Here is a 20,655-nt window from a genome sequence, read left to right on the forward strand (position 1 = left end):
GACCTCAACTTTGGTTGAGGTCGCATAAGACCCCTGTTCATGTCGAACAGGGGTTTTTCTTATGAGCGAAATGAAGAGCGGACGCGTCGTTCGCGTCAATAGATTCTCGGTACCGGCAGGCGCCCGTGACGAGTTCATGAGGCTGATCGGAAGGACGCACGACATCATACGCGCGCAACCAGGCTTTATTGACGACATGGTTCTTGAACAGAATTCAGGCGCCGACACGTTCAATCTCATCACCATCCTCCAGTTCGAGGGCGAACATGTCCTTCAGCCGGTCATTGCGGCTGTAGCCAAAGCGGATGCTGCGGCAGGGATAGATCGGCAGATGCTGAGCCGGCGCCTTGGCGTCGAAACCCATGTGGCCTTCTATTCGCCCGTGATGTTGCCCGAGCTTCTTCCGGCTTGATCCGCTCTTTGACGCCAACGGCCCGCTGATCTTCAGCGGGCCTCCTGCATCCGGCGATGCAGCAGCAGCCAGAAGCGTCCGCACAGGAATGCCGCCGCCGCCGCAAGGCCGAGCACGAAGCCGAACCAGACGCCCACCCCCCGGAAGCCGAGCGGGAAGGCGAAAATCCAGGCACAGGCGAAGCCGATCGGCCAATAGGCGATCAGCGCCAGCAGCATCGGCACCCTGGTATCCTTGAGACCGCGAAGCAACCCCGCCCCCACCGCCTGCAAGCCATCGACGACCTGAAAAGCACCGGAAATGATGATGAGCGGCGCGGCAAATTTGAGCAGTGTTTCGGCATCGGGCCGCTTCATATCCAGGAAGAGCGAACCGAGCTCGCGCGGAAAGAGAGCGAAAAGCACGCTCCCTGCCAGCGTAAAGCAGATGCTGATCAGAAGAGCCGACACCGCCGCACGCCGGAGGCCGAGCACATCTCCGCGTCCATTGGCCAATCCGACGCGTACCGTCGCCACCTGCGAAAGTCCGAGCGGGATCATAAAGGCGATGGACGCCAGTTGCAGTGCGATACCGTGCGCGGCAAGTTCGATCTTGCCGAGCATTCCCATCAGCAATGACGCAGCAGCAAAAAGACTGGTCTCGGCGAGAATGGTGAAGCTGATCGGCAAGCCGAGATTGACCACCTCCCGGAATGCCACCCAATCCGGCCTCCAGAAGCGGACAAACAATTCGTAGGCCCGCGTTTTTTCCTTCGCTTCGATATAAGCGATCGAAAGCAGGCAGCCGATCGTGGCCGCAGCGATGGATGCCAAGGCCGCCCCTTGCAGCCCCAGGGCAGGCGCGCCGAAATTACCAAAGATGAAGGCATAGTTCATCACCGCATTGGTGAGGAACATGCCGATCGTTACATAAAGGATGATGCCGCCCCGCTGGAGTCCGCTCAGGAAACCGCGCATCACCATAAGGACCAGATTCGGGAAAATACCCCACTGAATGATGCGCAGGTAGCCCTGCGCCAGCCCGGCGACTTCCGGATCCTGTCCGAGCGCGATCAGCATCGGCTGGGAGAACCACAGGATGGGCGCGGTCGCGACGCCATAGGCGATCACCACCCACATGCCCATCCGAACCGAGCGACGGACCGATACGGAATCGCCCCGCCCCAATGCCTGCGCGACCATCGGCACCACGGCGCTTGCAAAGCCCGAACCGAAGATGAAGACGATGAAGAACATCTGGCTGCCGAGAACCACGGCCGCCAGTTCGGTGGTCCCGAGCCAGCCGACCATGATGACGTCGGTCGTGTTGATTGCCATCTGGGCGAGCTGTGCGCCGACAAGCGGCACGCCGAGAGCAAACGTCGCCCGCATATGCGAGGACCAGGAATTGTCCGCTGTCCCCTTGAAGGTCGTGGCCCGGCTCGACATGGTCTCCTCCACAGACGAAAAAAGCCGCTTCCAGGAACTGGCGAGCGGCGGATGATGCAGCCTATAGAGGAGCATCATCCGTGCGGCAAGGCTTACGCGCGACCCAGCAGAATTTTTGGCAGGTCCCTTCAAGAAATCTGATGGGACAGCTCGTTTCCAGCCGGAACTGCGGAAGTTCTCCGCGAAATCCGGGTCAAGAACACCAGGATAGCCACAGCCATGAAGATCGCCGCCATGATGTAAGGCGCGCCGGCAAATTCAATGATTGCCTCCGGGCCGGTGAAGGCGCTGAAAAGCTGCGTGAAGATTGCAGGACCGATGATCGTCGTCAGGCTGGTAAGGCTTGTCATCGCCCCCTGAAGCTCGCCTTGCGCCGACGGCGGCACCTTGCCGGCTGCAATGCTCCTCAGCGGCGGGTCGGCAACATTCTCGATTGTCGTCGCAAGGATCACGGCATAGACGACCCATCCTTCCCAGGCCAGGCCGTAGCCGGTGAGGCCGAGACAGGAGAAGGAAAGTCCCAGCACCGCCGTCTTCCATTCGCCGAGAACCGGCACCAGCTTCGGCAGAACGAAGCCCATGACCAAGGCCGCGCAGATGCCGAAGAGACCGAGCGACAGGCCGATCTGACCCTCGCTCCAGCCGTAGCGATAGGCCGAGACGAAAGCCCAGGCGGACGGATAGACCGCATGGGCCAGCCAATAGAGGAACATCACCAGCATGACCCAGCCGATCCCCGGATAATGGCGCATCTGGCGCAGCGCGCCGAGCGGGTTCGCGCGCCTCCATTCGAATTTGCGGCGATGCGCCCTGCCAAGCGTCTCCGGAAGCAGGAACCAGGCGGCGATGAAATTGGCGAGCGACAGGAGGCCGGCGCCAAGGAAGGGCACCCTCGGTCCGAGCTCGCCAAGCAGGCCGCCGATCACCGGTCCCACCGTAAAGCCGACACCGAATGCAATGCCGATCAGACCAAAATTCTTGGCGCGGTTCTCATCATTGCTGATGTCGGCGATATAGGCCGAGCATGTGGCGAAACTGCCGCCCGAGATACCTGCGAGGACTCGCCCGACGAACAGCATCCAGAAGCTGGTCGCAGCCGCGCAGATGAGATTGTCGATCGCGAAGGTGAAGACGGAGGCAAGCAGGATCGGCCGGCGGCCGAAGCGGTCGCTCAAGTTGCCGAGCAGAGGCGCAAAGAGGAACTGCATGGCCGAATAGATGAGCAGCAGCCAGCCTCCGTCGACGGCAGCCGCGCTCATGTCGTCGCCGGTGAGTTCGCGCAGAAAGGTCGGCAGCACCGGCATGATGATCGCAATCCCGATGATATCGAGAAACAGGATCATGAAGACGAGGAAAAGGCCGCGGCGGACGAATTTCGGGTCGAGCATCGAGTGTCTCTCTAGGCTTTGATGTTTTCTGGAAAGACGATCGTGTCGCCACGCCGCCTACATAGCCGCAAACGAAAAGGGAAACAATGCGTGAACATTTCAAAGTTTTTGATGAAAGGACAGCCAACCCGCCGGAGAATATCTATAGGAGTTGGCGTCTCTCCTCGATTCTGTTCCGGCGGCATCCCATGATCGAATTTCTCTGGCGCGGCATGCTGATCGGCATCGGTGCGACCGTCCTCATGGATCTATGGGCCATCGTGCTTCACCGCGTCTTCAGCCAGCCGAAAGCCAACTGGGCGCCGGGCGGCCGCTGGTTCTGGCACCTCTCCCGCGGCAAGGTCTTTCATGAAAGCATTGCCGCAGCAGAATCCTATCACCGCGAGCTGGCCCTCGGCTGGGCGGGTCACTACCCCTCCAGATCCCGCTTCATCTTGTCGAGCATGTCGACCGCGCGCGCCGCATAAGCGCCGATCCAGCGATCGTGGATCGCCTTGATCGGCAGCGGGTTCAGATGGTTCCAGCGCTCCCGTCCCTCGCGCTTCACCAGTACCAGATCGGCGCCCTCCAGAACCTTCAGATGCTGCATCACCGTGCAGCGGTCGAGTTTCGGGAAGCGGGCACAGAGATCGCCCGTCGTTTTCGGGTGATCTTTCAGAACATCGAGAATCTCGCGGCGAACAGGCGCCGCCAATGCCTTGAAAATCTTGTCACTTTGTTTATCGCTTGACATGTTATGTTTTTATAACATGATAGAAGCGGAAAACAAGGGAGAAGAAGACCATGGAACTGAAATTCAAAGTGTCGGGCCGGATTTCGAAACCGGTCGAGGACGTGTTCGAGGCAGTGGTCGATCCGAAGAAGCTTTCGGGCTATTTCACGACCGGCGGCGCTGAAGGGCGGCTCGAAACGGGTGCCACGGTCACCTGGGATTTTCACGATTTTCCGGGTGCCTTTCCGGTCGAGGTCGTCGAGGTGGAGAAGAACCGGAAAATCGTCCTGCGATGGGATGCGACAGAGGGCAACCCGGCCGAACAGGGGCCTGAAAACGTCCTGCCAGCCAATTACCAGACGACGGTGACGATGACCTTCGAGCCGCTGGACGGCAGCCGTACGCTGGTGACGATCGCCGAGGAAGGCTGGCGGGAAACGCCCGGCGGGCTTGCGGCCTCCTACGGCAATTGCCAGGGCTGGTCGCAGATGCTCTGCGCAATGAAGGCCTATGTGGAATACGGCATCAACCTGCGCGAGGGGATGTACAAGTAATCGCCTTTCCGGAGAGCGCGGGCGGCTTCTCTATCGGCACGCCAAGTCCCCACGCGGCGGAACAGCCCGTGGCGTGTCAAAGATCGGAGAGCCCACACGAATGCGGAACCTCATTGGAATTGTATAAAGTGGCTCCGCATTCGCGTGGCCTTCGGCGTTCTCTCGGGGCTTCCGGCCCCTACAGGTGATCATCTCGCCTCGCTGCGTGGTCTTGTTCACGCCCGTCTTTTCGGGACAGGCTCACCACTTGCACGGCTCAACCGAACCTGACCCGGCGGCCAGGGGGAGGCTTGATAGGAGCGTTTGTCTTGCGACGAACTCTCCATGGTTTTCACCTCTTCCACCTTTCCCGCACGTTACGGTTCCGATGAAAGCGCCGGCTCCCGCCTGCCCGCGAACGTCTCGCGAAACACTCCGGCGACGGAAGCGGGATAATTGTAGGCATGGGGCAAGAGGGCGGGGATGAAGATGGCGCAAATTTACCCCCTCACCTGAAAAATCTAGCACTTAGCTTTCAGCTAAGATGCTGATTTTTCTTCCTCTCCCGCCAACGGAGAGGTAGAGGTGCCACAATCACCCGCCGCAAAAATGCCCCCTAAGGTGGACGCAAGCAGAGCCGCAAAATGCCCTATCTCCCCCTTGGCGGGGGAGAATGGAATTTCAATATCTTAGCTGAAAGCTAAGTATTAGAAATTCCAAGAGAGGGGTTCAAAGGAAGCTTCGCAACGGTCCCTGGAGGAGTTTTCACACATCGCCCGAAAACGTATCGCAGACCTTCATGTCGCCGCTGTCGAAGCCGCGCTGAAACCAGCGCATGCGCTGCGCCGAGGTACCGTGATTGAAGCTTTCCGGCACAACATAGCCCTGACTGCGTTTCTGCAGCGTATCATCGCCGATCTGCTGCGCGGCGTTCAATGCCTCTTCCAGGTCGCCGCGTTCAAGCATGCCTTTCTGCTCGGTAAACTTGCCCCACACGCCGGCGAAGCAATCCGCCTGCAATTCGACGCGCACCGACATCTGGTTGGCGTCGACTTCGCTCATGCGCTGGCGGGCCTGGTTGAAGCGCGGCAGGATACCAAGCAGGTTCTGCACGTGATGGCCGATCTCATGCGCAATGACATAGGCCTCGGCAAAATCACCCGCCGCATCGAAACGCTGTTCGAGCTCCTGGAAGAAATCGGTATCGAGATAGACCTTGCGGTCGCCGGGACAATAGAATGGGCCGGTCGCAGAGGATGCAAAACCGCAGGCAGAACTGACCTGACCGGAAAACAGAACCAGCGTCGGTTTTTGATAGCTGCCGCCGTTGGCCTGGAAAATGCCGCTCCAGGTATCTTCCGTCTCGGCAAGGATGGTACGAACGAAAGCAGTGGTATCGTCGTCGGCGGGCGTCCGGCTGCCGACCTGCTGCTCGTAGCCGGAACCGCCGAGGTTGATATCGCCGCCCGAAAGCAGCGTCAGCGGATTGATGCCGGCAATCCAGCAGACGATCAGGATAAGGACGATACCGCCGATGCCGATGCCCCCGCCGCGGCGTCCGCCACCGCCCACGGGGATGCGGAAACCACCCCGCCCCATGGAACCACCCATGGAAGCTCCACGCCGGTCCTCGACGTTATCCGATTGACGGCGGCCTCTCCATTCCATTCCCCGGTTCTCCTTTGGCGAATATGCTCATCGGGCGATATAGCGCATATCGCTGCAAAATCGAGATTGGTCGTCCGTCTTTGTGTTGCCCGCCCTCAAGCGATCCGGAGGGCCTTCTTGCCCGGCAGGAAGACGGTGAGCAGTCCGAGCGCCGGAAGGAAGGCGCAGACCGTGTAGACGAATGTGATGCCGTAATGGTCGGCGAAAATGCCAAGCACCGCGGCGGCAATGCCGCCGATCCCGAAGGCGATCCCGAAGAAGATACCGGCGATCATGCCGACCCGGCCCGGCACCAGTTCCTGCGCCATGACGACGATCGCCGGGAAGGACGATGCCATGATGAAGCCGATGATGGCCGAGAGCGCGATCGTCACCGGCAGGTTGGCGAAAGGCATGGCGAGCGTGAAGGGCAGCACGCCGAGAATGGAGAACCAGATCACCACCTTCGAACCGAACCGGTCGCCGATCGGTCCGCCGATGACGGTGCCGAGCGCCACGGCGCCGAGGAAGATGAACAGCATGATCTGCGACTGCTGAACCGTCACGCCGAAACGCTCGATGACGAAGAACGTGTAGTAGCTGCCGATCGACGCCATGTAGGCATTCTTGGAGAAAGTCAGAAGCGCCAGCACCGCGAGCGCAATGGTAACCGTCCGTCTTGAAAGGTTGTGGGCGTTCAGCACCCGCTTGCGCCCTTTGTTGGCGATCATATGCGCCTTGTACCAGCGCGCCACTCCGGTGAGGATGATGATGCCGAGCATGGCGCCGATCGAGAACCAGGCAACACTCCCCTGCCCGTTCGGCACAATGATGAAGGCTGCGAGCAGCGGGCCGATCGACTGGCCGAAATTGCCGCCGACCTGGAAGACCGACTGCGCGAAACCATATCGGCCTCCGGAGGCAAGCCGCGCGACCCGCGATGATTCCGGATGGAAGACGGCGGAGCCGATGCCGATCAGCGAGGCTGCGATGACCAGTACGGCATAGGAATGCGCGCTCGCCAGCATGAAAAGGCCGATGAAGGTCGAGCCCATGCCAACCGGCAGCGAATACGGAAAAGGCTTCTTGTCGGTAATGATGCCGATCACCGGCTGGAGGAGCGAGGCCGTGCACTGGAAGGCCAGCGTCAGGATGCCGATCTGCCAGAAATCCAGCGCGTAATCCGTCTTCAGCATCGGGTAGATCGATGAGATCATCGACTGCATGATGTCGTTGATCATGTGGCAGAAGCTGACTGCCAGGATGATCGGCAGCACCGTCACGTCAGCCGCGGCGGCTGCCATCGTGGGGCCAGAGACGGGTTTTGAGGTTGCATCGGCCATCGTCGTTTCCTCCGCGCAAGCGGTCGTCGTCTCGGATGGCCGTTGCTACAGTTTCTTTCCTGCAGCACTAATCCGGTAAGCCCAGCCTGTCCATGTCAGCAAGGCTGCTATCGGTACGGTCCGGAAATTTTTTTGACGGAAATCAAGTCGCGCGCGCTGCAAGCTTGCGCTGCAAAAACAGCAACCCCGCGATCGCGGCAATGGCAAGCAGCAGGCCCCAGTCGGGCCCGCCGGAAAAGACGACGGCGTTCATGATGCGCCCGGGAATGAGCGTGAACAGGCCGGCGCCCACGATGCCGCCGATATACATGCCGATTACCGACGCCTTATGCGCCCGGATATTGTGGGCCCGTGCGGCGCTGATCGCCCGCCAGACACCGACAAGCACGAAGATCGAGAGCAGGTGGATCGGGCTGAAGCCATAGAACAAATTGATCTCGTGGATGAAGAAACTGGAGAAAGAGGTGATGACCATCAGCGCCATCCAGATCTTGCCGAGCAGCCGGTGTGCGGGCGTGCCCTTGTGGTTCACGAGGATATAGGCGCCGAGCACGGCGGCCGGCAGGACGGCTGCCACATGGATCTGCACGGCAAGCGGGGAATCGAGAAGCGGCTGGAGATTCATGGAGAACGCCTTATGGAATTCGTCGAGCGATTGAACTTGGCGCCTGTTTCCGCCACAACTGACCCACCCTCAACCGGAATGGCGCAGACGGCGGATAAACTTCGTGATTCACCCGTTTTTCAGCTCCACGCTTCGTGAATTGCAGCTCTTCATCCGCTCCTGGCGCTTCTGGACGACCTTCGCGCTTATCGTTTTCATCTTTGCCGTCAGCGGTCCCTACGGCACGTCGGAACGAATGATGTTCGGCGTCCGGCTCGGTTACTGGCTGATCGTGCATGCGGTCACCTGGACGATCGCCATCGGTCTTTCCGTCACCGCCGAAGTGCTGTTGCGCAATCGCCTTCGCCATACGCTGGCGCGGATGATGATCGGTTCACTGGTCGCTGCCCTGCCGATCGGCTTTGCGCTCGGCGTGATCGACTTTGCTTTCTCCGGCGCGTGGAACGAGATGAACAACGGCCTGCAGCGGGCGCTGGTGGCCCTGCCGCTTTGCGCCCTCTTCTGCCTGCTCACTTATACCGCCATGCACCGGCAGATCGCCGAGGTTTCGACGCCGCAGCCGGTAACGCCCGCACCGGCGGCGTCGATACCGTTGGCGGAACCGGAAATCCTCAGCCGCCTCAAACCGCAAAATCGCGGCTCGCTCGCTCGGCTCTCGGTTCAGGACCATTATACGGAAGTGGTGACGACGCGCGGCCGGGAGTTGATCCTGCTGCGCTTCGCGGATGCCTTGAGAGAGCTCGGCACTACGCCCGGACTCCAGGTTCACCGGTCACATTGGGTGGCGGATCAGCATGTCGAGAAACTGAGGCGCGATGGCGGCAAACTCTTCGTTGTCATGAAGGACGGCGTGGAAGTCCCCATCAGCCGGCCCAATATGGATGCGGCGAAGGCGCGCTTCGGAGACCTTTAAGGATTCTGTCGATTTGGCGATTTATGGGGTTCCGTTCGGAAAAACATTTGCCTATAAGCCGCTTCTAGCCTGAAAAGACCTTAAATTGCGCACCCGGCCGGCAAATCTTCGCCCTGGCCGGTTTTTCGCGCAGGAAAAAAGCGGAAAGACTTCTATGCCCAAGCGCCAAGATATCAAATCGATCCTCATCATCGGCGCGGGCCCGATCGTCATCGGCCAGGCATGCGAGTTCGACTATTCCGGCACCCAGGCCTGCAAGGCGCTGCGGGAGGAAGGCTACCGGGTCATCCTGGTCAACTCCAACCCGGCGACGATCATGACCGATCCCGGCCTTGCCGACGCGACCTATGTCGAGCCGATCACGCCGGAGGTCGTCGCCAAGATCATCGCCAAGGAACGCCCGGACGCGCTGCTGCCGACCATGGGCGGCCAGACGGCGCTGAACACGGCCCTCTCCCTGAAGCGCATGGGCGTGCTCGACCGCTACAATGTCGAGATGATCGGCGCCAAGCCCGCCGCGATCGACATGGCCGAGGACCGCGCCCTCTTCCGCGAAGCCATGGCCCGCATCGGCCTCGAAACGCCGAAATCAATGCTGGCCAACGCCACCGACATCAAGGATGCCGACCGCAAGACCCATGAGGCCGAGCGCGCCAAGCTGCGCGACAGCCTTTCCGGCGCCGAGCTCGACAAGGCGCTCGACGCGCTGGAAAACCAGTGGAACCTCGGCGAGAGCGACCGCAAGCAGCGCTATATGAATCATGCCATGGCGATCGCCGCCCAGGCGCTCGACCATGTCGGCCTGCCGGCGATCATCCGCCCTTCCTTCACGCTCGGCGGCACCGGCGGCGGCATCGCCTACAACCGCTCGGAATTCTTCGAAATCGTCTCGGGCGGCCTCGACGCCTCGCCGACCACCGAAGTGCTGATCGAGGAATCGGTGCTCGGCTGGAAAGAGTATGAGATGGAAGTGATCCGCGACAAGGCGGACAACTGCATCATCATCTGCTCGATCGAGAACATCGATCCGATGGGCGTCCACACGGGCGATTCGATCACGGTTGCGCCGGCGCTGACGCTGACCGACAAGGAATACCAGATCATGCGCAATGCCTCGATCGCGGTGCTGCGCGAGATCGGCGTCGAGACCGGCGGCTCGAACGTCCAGTTCGCCGTCAACCCGAAGGACGGCCGCCTCGTCGTCATCGAGATGAACCCGCGCGTGTCGCGCTCCTCGGCGCTAGCCTCGAAGGCGACCGGCTTCCCGATCGCCAAGGTCGCGGCGAAGCTCGCCGTCGGCTATACGCTGGACGAACTCGAAAACGACATCACCGGCGGCGCGACGCCCGCTTCCTTCGAACCGTCGATCGACTATGTCGTGACGAAGATCCCGCGCTTCGCCTTCGAGAAGTTCCCGGGCGCCGAGCCGATCCTGACGACCGCGATGAAGTCGGTCGGCGAGGTCATGGCGATCGGCCGTACCTTTGCGGAATCGCTGCAGAAGGCCTTGCGCGGCCTCGAAACCGGCCTGACCGGTCTCGACGAGATCGAAATCCCCGGCCTCGAAGAGGGCGAAGACCGCCACAACGCCATTCGTGCCGCGATCGGCACCCCGACGCCGGACCGTCTGCGCATGGTCGCCCAGGCGCTGCGCATGGGCATGTCCGAGGCGGAAGTTCACGAGGCCTGCAAGATCGACCCGTGGTTCATCGCCCAGCTCAAGGCGATCATCGACATGGAGGCCCGCATCCGCGAGCACGGCCTGCCGACCGACGCAGAAAACCTGCGCATGCTGAAGGCCATGGGCTTCTCCGACGCCCGCCTCGCGAGCCTCACGGCCAAGCGCCCGAAGGAAGTCGCCGAACTGCGCAACAGCCTCGGCGTCCGCCCGGTCTTCAAGCGCATCGACACCTGCGCCGCCGAGTTCGCCTCGCCGACCGCCTACATGTACTCGACCTACGAGACGCCTTTCGTCGGCGCACTCCGTTCAGAAGCGGAAGTCTCCGCTCGGAAGAAGGTCGTGATCCTCGGCGGCGGCCCGAACCGTATCGGTCAGGGCATCGAGTTCGATTATTGTTGCTGCCACGCCGCTTTCGCGCTGAAGGATGCGGGCTATGAAGCGATCATGATCAACTGCAACCCGGAAACGGTCTCGACCGACTACGACACCTCCGACCGCCTCTATTTCGAGCCGCTGACGGCAGAGGACGTGATCGAGATCCTGCGCGCCGAGCAGGAAAAGGGCGAAGTCGTCGGCGTCATCGTGCAGTTCGGCGGCCAGACGCCGCTGAAGCTTGCCGAAGCGCTGGAAAAGAACGGCATCCCGATCCTCGGCACAGCGCCCGACATGATCGACCTTGCTGAAGACCGCGACCGCTTCCAGAAGCTGCTGATGAAGCTCGACCTCAACCAGCCGAGGAACGGCATCGCCTATTCGGTCGAACAGGCACGCCTCGTCGCCGCCGAGATCGGCTTCCCGCTGGTGGTGCGCCCCTCCTACGTGCTCGGCGGCCGCGCCATGCAGATCATCCATTCGGAGTCGATGCTGCAGACCTACCTGCTCGACACTGTTCCGGGCCTCGTGCCGGAAGACATCAAGCAGCGCTACCCGAACGACAAGACCGGCCAGATCAATACGCTGCTCGGCAAGAACCCGCTGCTCTTCGACAGCTACTTGACCAATGCGATCGAAGTGGACGTCGACTGCCTTTCCGACGGCACGGACGTCTATGTCGCTGGCATCATGGAGCATATCGAGGAGGCCGGCATCCATTCGGGCGATAGCGCCTGCTCGCTGCCGCCCCGTTCGCTCTCGAAGGAGACGCTTGACGAGTTGGAACGCCAGGCCAAGGCGATGGCGAAGGCGCTCAATGTCGGCGGCCTAATGAACGTCCAGTTCGCCATCAAGGACGGCACGATCTACGTGCTCGAAGTCAACCCGCGCGCCTCGCGCACCGTGCCCTTCGTCGCCAAGACCATCGGCGCACCGATCGCCAAGATCGCCGCCCGCGTCATGGCCGGCGAGAAGCTCGACGCGACCTTCGCCGCCTATGGCAAAAAGCCCGATCCGCGGGCGCTGAAGCATATCGCGGTCAAGGAAGCCGTCTTCCCGTTCGCCCGCTTCCCCGGCGTCGATACGCTTCTGGGTCCTGAGATGCGGTCGACCGGCGAAGTCATCGGCCTCGACACGGATTTCGCGCTCGCCTTCGCCAAGAGCCAGCTCGGCGCCAATGTTGAACTGCCGCGCGACGGCACCGTCTTCGTCTCCGTCCGCGACGAAGACAAGGTACGCGTGCTCCCGGCGATCCGCATCCTGACGGAGATCGGCTTCAAGGTGCTCGCAACCGGCGGTACCGCCCGCTTCCTTGGCGAACACGGCATCACCGCCACCAAGATCAACAAGGTTCTGGAAGGCCGTCCGCATATCGAGGATGCGATCCGCAACCGCCAGGTCCAGCTCGTCATCAACACGACCGACGGCAACAAGGCGATCTCGGATTCGAAATCGTTGCGCCGCGCGACGCTGATGCAGAAGGTGCCCTACTACACCACCATGGCCGGTGCCGAAGCGGCAGCACTCGCCATCAAGGCGCTGAAGGCCGGCAATCTCGAAGTCCGGCCGTTGCAGAGCTATTTTTAGGAAAACCGATGGCTGACCTGATCATCGACGGCGGGCGCCCAGTCTCCGGAACAGTTCGGCCCTCCGGCAACAAGAATGCCGTCCTGCCGATGCTGTGCGCTTCATTGCTGACCGATGAGGCGGTGACACTGGAGAATGTGCCCGAGATCAGCGACATCGACAAATTGCTGCAGTATTTCGCGGCGATGGGCTCGACTATCGACCGCGATCTGGATGGTCAGCGTCTGACGATCAGGCATGATGCAGCAGCCTTCAAGAACGGCCAGGCGCAACTGCCGGTCGGCATTCGCGCCGCCGTGCTACTCCTCGGTCCGGTCCTGCTGCGCAACGGTCGCCTTACATTCGACACCACCGCCAAGGGCTGCGCGCTGGGTGTGCGCGAGATCGACCCGCATCTCGACATCATCGAAAGGCTGGGCGGTCGCATCGTCGCCGATCATCCCTATGAGATCGAGCGTCAAGGCGCGATGGTCGGAGCGGACCTATGGCCGGATTATGCTTCGGTAACGGCGACGGAAACCTTTGCGATGATCGCCGCGCTCGCAGAAGGCACGTCCACACTCACCAATGCAGCCTCCGAACCGCATGTGCAAGCGCTGTGCGAGATGCTGCTGGCCATGGGCGCCAAGATCGAAGGTATCGGCACATCGCGCCTTACGATTCACGGTGTCGATCGCCTCGGCGGCACGGTCGCACGCGTTCCCGACGATCACCATGAAGTCGCAACCTATCTGGCCATCGGTGCCGTCACCGGTGGACGCCTGACTGTTGAAACGGATATGGGCGGCCATATGCCGCTGATCCTGCGCCAGTTCGAAAAGCTTGGCCTCCGCTTCGAAATCGGCGATGGAGCGATCACCGCAAGTGGCTGGACGCGCTCGATCGCAGAACCCTACACGCTGGAAATGCTGCCCAAGATCGAGGCCGCGCCCTGGCCCTATTTCCCTGCCGATCTCCTGCCGCAGGCGATTGGCGTGTCGGTCGGCTGCACTGGCGATATCCTGTTTTGGAATAAGGTCTACGAAGGCGCGCTCGGTTGGAGTTCCGAGCTTTTGAAATTCGGTGCACGGGTGCATCTGTCCGATCCGCATCGTCTGATTGTCTGTGGCGGCAACCAATTGCGCCCGGCCACAGTCGAGGCGCCTTACATCATCCGCGTAGTGCTCGCGCTGTTCATCGCCGCCATCCAGATCGATGGCCGCTCCACCATCCGCAATGCCGACCCGATCCGCCGCGCCTATCCGCATTTTGTCGAGAAGCTCACCGCACTCGGCGCCGAGGTGCGCTGGCAGTAATCCCTTGCGCGGGCGGGGGCTGATAGGCAGCGCCCTGGCGCACCGTAGAAGTATTTGCAGGCAAGGGGCTACCGCTTTGAGTTGCAAGATTTGGAGAGCATTCTGGCAATCTACCCAGAATTGAAGTTTGCTGCTCCGGATGCTACCTTGCGCTTGGCATTCGGGGGCGGCCATGTCCAAGAATATCATCATTCTCTTCGATGGCACGTCGAACGAAATATCGGCGGACCGGAGCAATATCCTGAGGCTGTTCGGCACGCTGAGGCGATCTGCCGAGCAGATCGTCTATTACGACCCCGGTGTCGGCACCTTCGGCGCGGCCAATGCCTGGTCCAGATTCTACCGGAAGTCCTTCGAAGTGTGGGGGCTTGCGACCGGTTGGGGCCTCGACCAGAACGTCAAGCAAGCCTACCGTTTTCTGGTCGAGAACTACGACCAGGGTCCTGCCGATGCCAATGGCCGCCATCCAGACCGCGACCGCATCTATATCTTCGGCTTCAGCCGCGGCGCCTATTCGGCGCGCGTGCTGGCCGGCTTCATCCATGCTTTCGGCCTGACGACCAGATATCACCTCAATCTGCTCGATTACGCCTACAGGACCTACAAGGGCATTCCTGATCAGGAGGAGAGCGGTAGAAATGCCGCCGGCGAGGGAGAAACGCCATCAGCCTTCCTGAGCATGCGGCTCTACGAGCGGATGCTCCGTAACGATCGCCCGCCGATCAGGCTGCTCGGGCTCTTCGATACGGTGGCTTCGGTCATCGAGCCGGGCAAGTGGCATCCCCAGTTCAAGACGCATCCCTTTACCCGCAAGAACCCCAGCGTCGAATTCGTCCGGCATGCGGTGGCGATGGACGAGCGGCGCACCCTGTTCCAGCCCGAACTCTGGACGCCCGGACAGGAGTATTGGGGAAGCCCCTTCAAGCCGAAGACCCCTGCGCCACAGGATTTCAAGGAGGTCTGGTTCGCGGGCGTCCATGGCGACGTGGGCGGCGGACACGCGGAAGAGGAAAGCGGCCAGATCAAGATACCGCTCGACTGGATGATCCGCGAGACGGAGCCGACAGGGCTCGTCTACGTCACGCGCACGATCAACAACATCGTGCTCGGCAGGAATGACAACAGATACGTTCCTCTCGATCCGCTGGCATCCCTCCATGATTCCATGACGATCGGCTGGAAAATCCTCGAATATGCCCCGCGCCGCGTACCCGAGACCTCCTGGCGCAAACGCGGGCATCGGGGCAGGCTCTATATACCGCGCGGCGACCGGCGCCTGGTGCCGGAGGGCGCGATGATCCACGAAACGGTCAGGGCGCGCATGAATGCGGGCGGCTACAATCCGCCCAACCTGCCGGACAATCCACAATTCGTTGCCTGAACTCATCATCCTGCAACCCCTGCGGAAACAGCCGCATCCGGCAACGCCGGCCCGGATATCCGGGCGATTTCCTCACTCGCTTTGTTCGTCGAATGTTCTTTCATCCGTTTGTCAAGTCATTGACAAACCGGCGGCCTTGGATTCTCATGTGAGCGTGGGGAACTCCTCCGACAGGGTGTCGAAATTCCTAGCGTTTGCTGTCGAAATTCTGTTATAGTGACCCAAATTCTGATGTTGCGATGGTTCCGAAGTTTTACTCCGGAACCTGTTTCTTTTTGTGTCCGCGGTATCCGCGCGGGCATGAGTCTGAAGGACAGTGAAATGGTTGAAAAGGTACCGATGACGCAGAACGGTTTTGCCAAGCTGCAGGAAGAACTGCGCTGGCGCCAGCAGGAGGAGCGTCCCCGTATCATCGAGGCAATTGCGGAAGCGCGCGCCCATGGCGACCTTTCGGAAAATGCCGAATACCATGCCGCCAAGGAGGCCCAGAGCCACAATGAAGGCCGCATCACCGAGCTCGAAGACCTGACGGCGCGCGCCGAGGTGATCGATCTTTCCAAGATGTCCGGCTCGAAGATCAAGTTCGGCGCAACCGTGAAACTTGTCGACGAGGATACCGACGAGGAAAAGACCTATCAGATCGTCGGCGACCAGGAGGCCGATGTGAAGGCAGGCCGCATCTCCATCTCTTCGCCGATCGCCCGCGCCATGATCGGCAAGGAAGCCGGCGATTCCATCGAAGTGGTCGCCCCCGGCGGCTCCAAGGGCTACGAGATCCTCTCCGTTTCCTGGGGCTGATCGCCTTTGGAAAACAGGGGGGGAAAGAACGGCGATCCCGCCATCATCGATATCCGCGACGTCGAAGTGATCGCGCCGAATTTCAAGCGGCGCCTCTCCGGCGTCACGTCGACGATCATCCAGCTCATCCCGGTCCAGAGGTCGCTCGGCCAGAAGGTTGCAGCGCTTGGGCCCGGCCTGCCTGCGGCTCTGCCGCATATCCGATATCGCGATCTCCTCGCCCTCTGGCATCCGCCCCTCGGCAAACGTTTCCGCATCTGGCATGCCCGCCGCAATGTCGAGATGCTGCCGGCGATTTTCATGCGCGACGTGTTGCGCATGCCGCTGAAGATCGTCTTCACCTCGGCCTCGCAGCGCCGCCATACCGGCTGGACGAAATGGCTCATCTCGAAGATGGACAACGTGATTGCCGTCTGCGGCAAGACGGCCGATTATCTCACCGTCCCCAACACGGTCATCCTGCATGGCATCGACACTGACCGCTTCTCACCGCCCGGGGACAAAACTGAAGCCAGGCGAGCACGCGGCCTCGATCCTGCGAAAAAATTCGTCGGCTGCTTCGGCCGCGTGCGGCACCAGAAGGGCACGGATGTCTTCGTGGATTCGATGATCCGCCTGTTGTCCGACCGACCTGACTGGGCGGCGATCGTCGCCGGGCGCGCCACCGGCCCGCATGTGGATTTCGAGAAGGGCCTGAAGGACAAGGTCGCTGCCGCCGGCCTCGCTGACCGTATCCTCTTCGTCGGCGAGCATACCAATATCAACGAGTGGTATCGCGCGCTTGATCTCTTCATCGCCCCGCAGCGCTGGGAAGGCTTCGGTCTCACCCCGCTCGAAGCCATGGCGACGGCGGTGCCGGTGATCGCCACCGATGTCGGCGCCTTCCCGGAGCTTCTGGTAATCGGTGAAGATGAAACCGGTGTGATCATCGACCGCGACAGCGTCGATGCCATGGCCGAAGCCGCGGCCCTCTTCATGGATGATGACGGGCGGCGGCAAGCCGCGTCGATCCGCTCGCGTGATCATGCGGTCGCGAATTTCAGCATCGAGGGCGAGGCAAAACGCCTCAGCAATATCTACCGGATCACGGCTTCCGCGTGAAAAGCCTCATATAAGCGCCGGCAACCGCCTCCTCGGAAAACTGCTGCATCAGCGTTTTGTATCCGCCTTCTGCGACCGTCGCGGCGAGCGCCCTGTTCGTGATCAGCTCTGAGATCGCCCGCGAAAATCCGGCGGGGTCGTCGATATCGACCAGCAGTCCGTTTTCTCCGTCGCGCATGAACCAGGTCGGCCCCTCCGAGCGTGACGAAACGACCGGCCGCTTCTGCGCCCAGGCCTCCAGAATGACATTGCCGAGCGGCTCATGGCTGGACGGCATGACGAAGATATCGGCGGCGGCAACGTAAGGCCTTGCATCCTTCTGCCAGCCAAGGAAGCGCACGCGACCGGTCATGCCCCGTTCCCTGACCTGCGCTTCGAGCGCTTCCTGCTCTTCTCCCTCGCCAGCCAGCCAGAGATAGGCGTCCGGCACCGCCGCCATTGCATCGATCAGCGTATGAAAACCTTTCCGCTTCACGAAACGGCCCATGGACATGATGACCGGCACGTCCTCCGGCGTATCTGCCGAAGCACGCGAGGCCGGCGGCATGGCATTCGCATTGGTGAAATTGGAGATTACCTCGATGCCGCGCGTCCAGCCGAGTTTCCGGACCTGATCCGCAATGCCGGGTGTGTTGCAGACGATGACATCCGTGTTCTTGAAGTAACTGAGCCTGGCCGGATAATCGCCCAGTCGTGAAATCTTGATGCAGCCTTGATAGGCCGGCATCAGTTCGCTGGCGCGCGGAGCCCACGCCATCAAGGCATCCGGCTTTTCTTTCTTCGCCAGTCGAGCGACCTTCGCCGGCAGCAGGAGGCGATCGAGCGAGAGATTGCGAAAATTGCTTTCGATAATCTCCGCCACGCCCTCGATATCTTTCCGCCAGACACGGCCGGGTCTGATGATGGCGCGTTGTTCGACACCGCGACGCGCGAGCGCGTTGACGAGATGGACGAAAAAGCGTTCGGCGCCGCCATCCTTGCCGAAATGATAGTGATGGACCTTCATGACGCGGTTGAGCCGGTCTCGAACAGACGGATATAGGCATCGGTGATCGCCTTTTCCGAAAACCGCTCCTGAAGGGTGCGATGCCCCCCATCCACAAGACGTTGCCTGAGTGCCGGATCGTCCATCAGGCGCCGGATCGCCGTTGCCAGGCCGTCGTGATCGCCCGGATCATACATGAGCGCATCGGCCTCATTGGTCATCGCCCAGGAAGGGCCTTCCGCCCGCGACGAGACGGTCGGCTTGCCGGCCGCCCAGCCCTCGAGGCAGACATTGCCGAGCGGTTCGTGCCGCGAAGCGATGGCGAAGACATCGGCGGCGGCGATATAGGCATAGGCATTCGTCTGCCAGCCGGCGAAGCGCACGCGCGACCGAAGGCCGAGTTCATCGACCAGCCGTTCGAGATTTTCCCGCTCCGGGCCGTCGCCGACCAGCCAGAGATAGGCATTGTCGACCTTCGACATGGCGCGGATCAGCGTATCGAAACCCTTTCTCGGCACGAAGCGGCCGAGCCCCAGAACGACGAAGGCATCCGCCGGCGTCTGAAGGCTCTCCCGCGATACCGGGCTCACCGGAGCCGCCCGCGTGAAATTCGTGATGACCTCCAGCCCCCGCTTCCAGCCGAACGAGCGTACCCTCTCCGCCACATCCGGCGTCAGGCAGACGAGGATTTCGGAATTCCGGTAGTATCCCAGATGTTCGGGGTAGTCGCCGAGCCGCGAAATCCGCCGCGCCTTCTTGTAGTCGGGCATGAAGCGGCTCGCCCTTAATTGCCATGTCATGATCACATCGGGCTGGTATTCGCGCAGGATCCTCCACATGCGGAACGACAGCCAGAAGCGCGACAGCGAGATGCGCCGGAATATGCCGAGATAAACCTTGCCGCATCTTTCGAGATCCTTCTGCCAGGTCCGTCCCGGCCGGATCAGCATGCGCTGCTCGATGCCGCGCTCATGCAGGGAGCTGGCGAGATTGACGAAAAAACGTTCCGCGCCGCCCTCCTTGCCGAAATGGATGTGCAGGACCTTCATGCATGTCTCCTGTTCAGCGCGTCGGCGCGTCGTCCCGATTGGGACGCTCCTTCAGCGCCTGGCGTTGATAAAGCTTGGCCTCGGTGAGGAAGGCATAGACGGCCACCGTCATCGCTTCGATGAATCCCGGCGCCCCGCAACGCCACAAGCCGTTTCTCAGATAAAGCCGGTAGAAATAGAGGAGTGGCGAAACGAGGAGCTTGACCGGCCTCGGCTTCTTGCCCTCGGCGAATTTCTGGTCCGCCTTGAGCGTCGAGTATTTGTTTTCCTTCAGAATCTGCTCGTCGATGAGGATCGGCCTGAAATGCAGCAGGCTGCCCGTGCCGGCCTTCTCGACCTTGCCGTCCGCAACGATGCCTTCATGAACCGCCTGAGCGAGGTCAAAGGCGCCCCTTCCCTTTCGGATCAGCCGCAGGATCTTGCGCTCGTGGACCTTTTGGGGCGTGTAGCCGTAGCCGATCAGATAGGGCCGCCGCGCCACCCGCCAGCCGACGGTCTCCACCGGTGCCGCAATCAGCTCCGGCAGCAACTTGCGTAAGGGGGCGTCGAGCCGCTCGTCGGCGTCGATGCTGAAGCACCAGCCTTCGCGGCACTGCTCCAGCGCGAACTGCTTCTGCGCCGCGTATCCACGCCATTTCTCGTGGAAGAGCCGGATCGGCCAGCCCTTCTCGATATAGGACTGGATGAGATCGATCGTTCCGTCCGCAGATCCCGAATCGACGATGACGATATCGGCAAAATCGACGAGGCTCTCGATGCAGTTACCGAGATAGGCTTCCTCATTCTGGCAGATGATGAAGGCGGAGATCGGAAGCTTGGCCATTGCCGGACCTAGATTTCCACCAGGCCGAGTTGTTTCACCTGCCGGATCGTCAGCATGGTGCGGACCGTATCCACATGTTCGTCCGCCGTCAGGACCTCGATGACAAAATCCTGGAAGACCGTGAGGTTCTGCGCCGTGCAGCGCAGCAGGAAATCGCTGTCTCCGTTGACCATCCAGGCCTCGCGCACCAATGGCCATTGCTGCACCTTGGAAGCGAAGGCCTTGAGGTCCGCGTCCGACTGGCGCTTTAGCCCGACCATGCAGAAGGCGACGAGATCGAAACCGAGCTTCGGGCCATTCAAAAGCGCATGGTAACCCTCGATGATGCCGGCCTCTTCCAGCTTGCGCACGCGGCGCAGGCAAGGCGGCGCGGAGATGCCCACACGTTCCGCGAGCTCGACATTCGTCATTCGCCCGTCGCGCTGAAGCTCTCTCAAGATTTTGATATCAATGGCGTCCAGATCGGCACGAAGCACGGCTTTCCCCTTTTGTCGAAAGGCTTTTAGCGGAAACGGCATTTAACGCAAGGATCATGGCCCCGCATGCCAACTGATCTGTTGTTAATGCAAAGCTGCCCTTGCAT

General features: G+C 61.2%; 18 protein-coding genes and 1 pseudogene. 9 read left to right on the forward strand and 10 right to left on the reverse strand.

Going from position 1 to position 20,655, the window contains the following annotated elements:
- Positions 1-61 precede the first annotated feature (61 nt).
- Positions 62-412, forward strand: a complete 351-nt coding sequence (locus QEO92_RS12235; RefSeq protein WP_227703209.1) for an antibiotic biosynthesis monooxygenase family protein — start codon at positions 62-64, stop codon at positions 410-412.
- A gap of 32 nt (positions 413-444) precedes the next feature.
- Here the strand turns inward: QEO92_RS12235 and QEO92_RS12240 are convergent, their stop codons facing one another.
- Together QEO92_RS12240 and QEO92_RS12245 are read right to left on the reverse strand one after the other, a co-directional pair.
- On the reverse strand, positions 445-1,839 hold the full coding sequence (locus QEO92_RS12240; protein ID WP_227703210.1) for an MATE family efflux transporter: 1,395 nt from the start codon (positions 1,837-1,839) through the stop codon (positions 445-447).
- Between the two features lie 128 nt (positions 1,840-1,967).
- The gene (locus tag QEO92_RS12245; RefSeq protein WP_037147933.1) at positions 1,968-3,227 is read right to left on the reverse strand and encodes a TCR/Tet family MFS transporter; all 1,260 of its coding nucleotides are present in this window, start codon (positions 3,225-3,227) and stop codon (positions 1,968-1,970) included.
- A gap of 188 nt (positions 3,228-3,415) precedes the next feature.
- Between QEO92_RS12245 and QEO92_RS12250 the strand changes: the two are divergent.
- Positions 3,416-3,640, forward strand: a pseudogene (locus QEO92_RS12250) (DUF2938 family protein); the annotation flags it as partial.
- On the opposite strand, the gene QEO92_RS12255 reads toward QEO92_RS12250, so the two are convergent.
- A complete protein-coding gene (locus QEO92_RS12255) occupies positions 3,637-3,960 on the reverse strand; it encodes an ArsR/SmtB family transcription factor (RefSeq protein WP_037147935.1) in 324 nt (107 codons plus the stop codon). The pseudogene QEO92_RS12250 and the gene QEO92_RS12255 overlap by 4 nt on opposite strands.
- A gap of 50 nt (positions 3,961-4,010) precedes the next feature.
- On the opposite strand from QEO92_RS12255, the gene QEO92_RS12260 reads away from it, so the two are divergent.
- Positions 4,011-4,493 (forward strand): SRPBCC family protein, encoded by a 483-nt coding sequence (locus QEO92_RS12260; protein ID WP_227703211.1) that lies wholly within the window; start codon positions 4,011-4,013, stop codon positions 4,491-4,493.
- Between the two features lie 744 nt (positions 4,494-5,237).
- Here the strand turns inward: QEO92_RS12260 and ypfJ are convergent.
- The 3 genes from ypfJ to QEO92_RS12275 all read right to left on the reverse strand — a co-directional run bounded on the left by ypfJ (position 5,238) and on the right by QEO92_RS12275 (position 8,087).
- Positions 5,238-6,140: a KPN_02809 family neutral zinc metallopeptidase gene (gene ypfJ / locus QEO92_RS12265; RefSeq protein ID WP_227703212.1), complete on the reverse strand. Its 903-nt coding sequence runs from the start codon at positions 6,138-6,140 to the stop codon at positions 5,238-5,240.
- A 95-nt stretch (positions 6,141-6,235) separates the two neighbouring features.
- Positions 6,236-7,462, reverse strand: coding sequence for an MFS transporter (locus QEO92_RS12270; protein WP_227703213.1), 1,227 nt, complete (start codon positions 7,460-7,462; stop codon positions 6,236-6,238).
- 142 nt (positions 7,463-7,604) lie between these two features.
- On the reverse strand, positions 7,605-8,087 hold the full coding sequence (locus QEO92_RS12275; protein WP_227703214.1) for a DUF2306 domain-containing protein: 483 nt from the start codon (positions 8,085-8,087) through the stop codon (positions 7,605-7,607).
- A gap of 103 nt (positions 8,088-8,190) precedes the next feature.
- On the opposite strand from QEO92_RS12275, the gene QEO92_RS12280 reads away from it, so the two are divergent.
- From QEO92_RS12280 to QEO92_RS12305, 6 genes are all read left to right on the forward strand, one after another.
- A complete protein-coding gene (locus QEO92_RS12280; RefSeq protein ID WP_227703215.1) occupies positions 8,191-9,000 on the forward strand; it encodes a LytTR family DNA-binding domain-containing protein in 810 nt (269 codons plus the stop codon).
- Between the two features lie 154 nt (positions 9,001-9,154).
- Positions 9,155-12,640, forward strand: a complete 3,486-nt coding sequence (gene carB, locus QEO92_RS12285) for a carbamoyl-phosphate synthase large subunit (protein WP_227703216.1) — start codon at positions 9,155-9,157, stop codon at positions 12,638-12,640.
- 8 nt (positions 12,641-12,648) lie between these two features.
- A complete protein-coding gene (locus tag QEO92_RS12290; protein WP_037147949.1) occupies positions 12,649-13,935 on the forward strand; it encodes a UDP-N-acetylglucosamine 1-carboxyvinyltransferase in 1,287 nt (428 codons plus the stop codon).
- 172 nt (positions 13,936-14,107) lie between these two features.
- The gene (locus QEO92_RS12295; RefSeq protein WP_227703217.1) at positions 14,108-15,316 is read left to right on the forward strand and encodes a T6SS phospholipase effector Tle1-like catalytic domain-containing protein; all 1,209 of its coding nucleotides are present in this window, start codon (positions 14,108-14,110) and stop codon (positions 15,314-15,316) included.
- Between the two features lie 321 nt (positions 15,317-15,637).
- Positions 15,638-16,114, forward strand: coding sequence for a transcription elongation factor GreA (gene greA / locus QEO92_RS12300; RefSeq protein WP_037147954.1), 477 nt, complete (start codon positions 15,638-15,640; stop codon positions 16,112-16,114).
- Between the two features lie 42 nt (positions 16,115-16,156).
- Positions 16,157-17,215, forward strand: a complete 1,059-nt coding sequence (locus QEO92_RS12305) for a glycosyltransferase family 4 protein (RefSeq protein ID WP_227705153.1) — start codon at positions 16,157-16,159, stop codon at positions 17,213-17,215.
- Here the strand turns inward: QEO92_RS12305 and QEO92_RS12310 are convergent.
- From QEO92_RS12310 to QEO92_RS12325, 4 genes are read right to left on the reverse strand one after another with little or no spacing between them, the layout of a single operon-like run.
- Positions 17,199-18,221, reverse strand: a complete 1,023-nt coding sequence (locus tag QEO92_RS12310) for a glycosyltransferase (protein WP_227703218.1) — start codon at positions 18,219-18,221, stop codon at positions 17,199-17,201. The genes QEO92_RS12305 and QEO92_RS12310 overlap by 17 nt on opposite strands.
- Positions 18,218-19,249 carry a glycosyltransferase gene (locus QEO92_RS12315; protein ID WP_227703219.1) on the reverse strand — a complete coding sequence of 344 codons (1,032 nt, stop codon included), beginning with the start codon at positions 19,247-19,249 and terminating at the stop codon, positions 18,218-18,220. The genes QEO92_RS12310 and QEO92_RS12315 overlap by 4 nt, the downstream gene beginning before the upstream one ends.
- A gap of 13 nt (positions 19,250-19,262) precedes the next feature.
- Positions 19,263-20,072: a glycosyltransferase family 2 protein gene (locus tag QEO92_RS12320; RefSeq protein ID WP_227703220.1), complete on the reverse strand. Its 810-nt coding sequence runs from the start codon at positions 20,070-20,072 to the stop codon at positions 19,263-19,265.
- 8 nt (positions 20,073-20,080) lie between these two features.
- Complete coding sequence (locus tag QEO92_RS12325; RefSeq protein ID WP_233469781.1) at positions 20,081-20,590, reverse strand: Lrp/AsnC family transcriptional regulator; 510 nt, start codon at positions 20,588-20,590, stop codon at positions 20,081-20,083.
- Positions 20,591-20,655 lie beyond the last annotated feature (65 nt).

It is taken from the genome of Neorhizobium petrolearium, assembly GCF_029854435.1.
GTDB lineage: Bacteria > Pseudomonadota > Alphaproteobacteria > Rhizobiales > Rhizobiaceae > Neorhizobium > Neorhizobium petrolearium.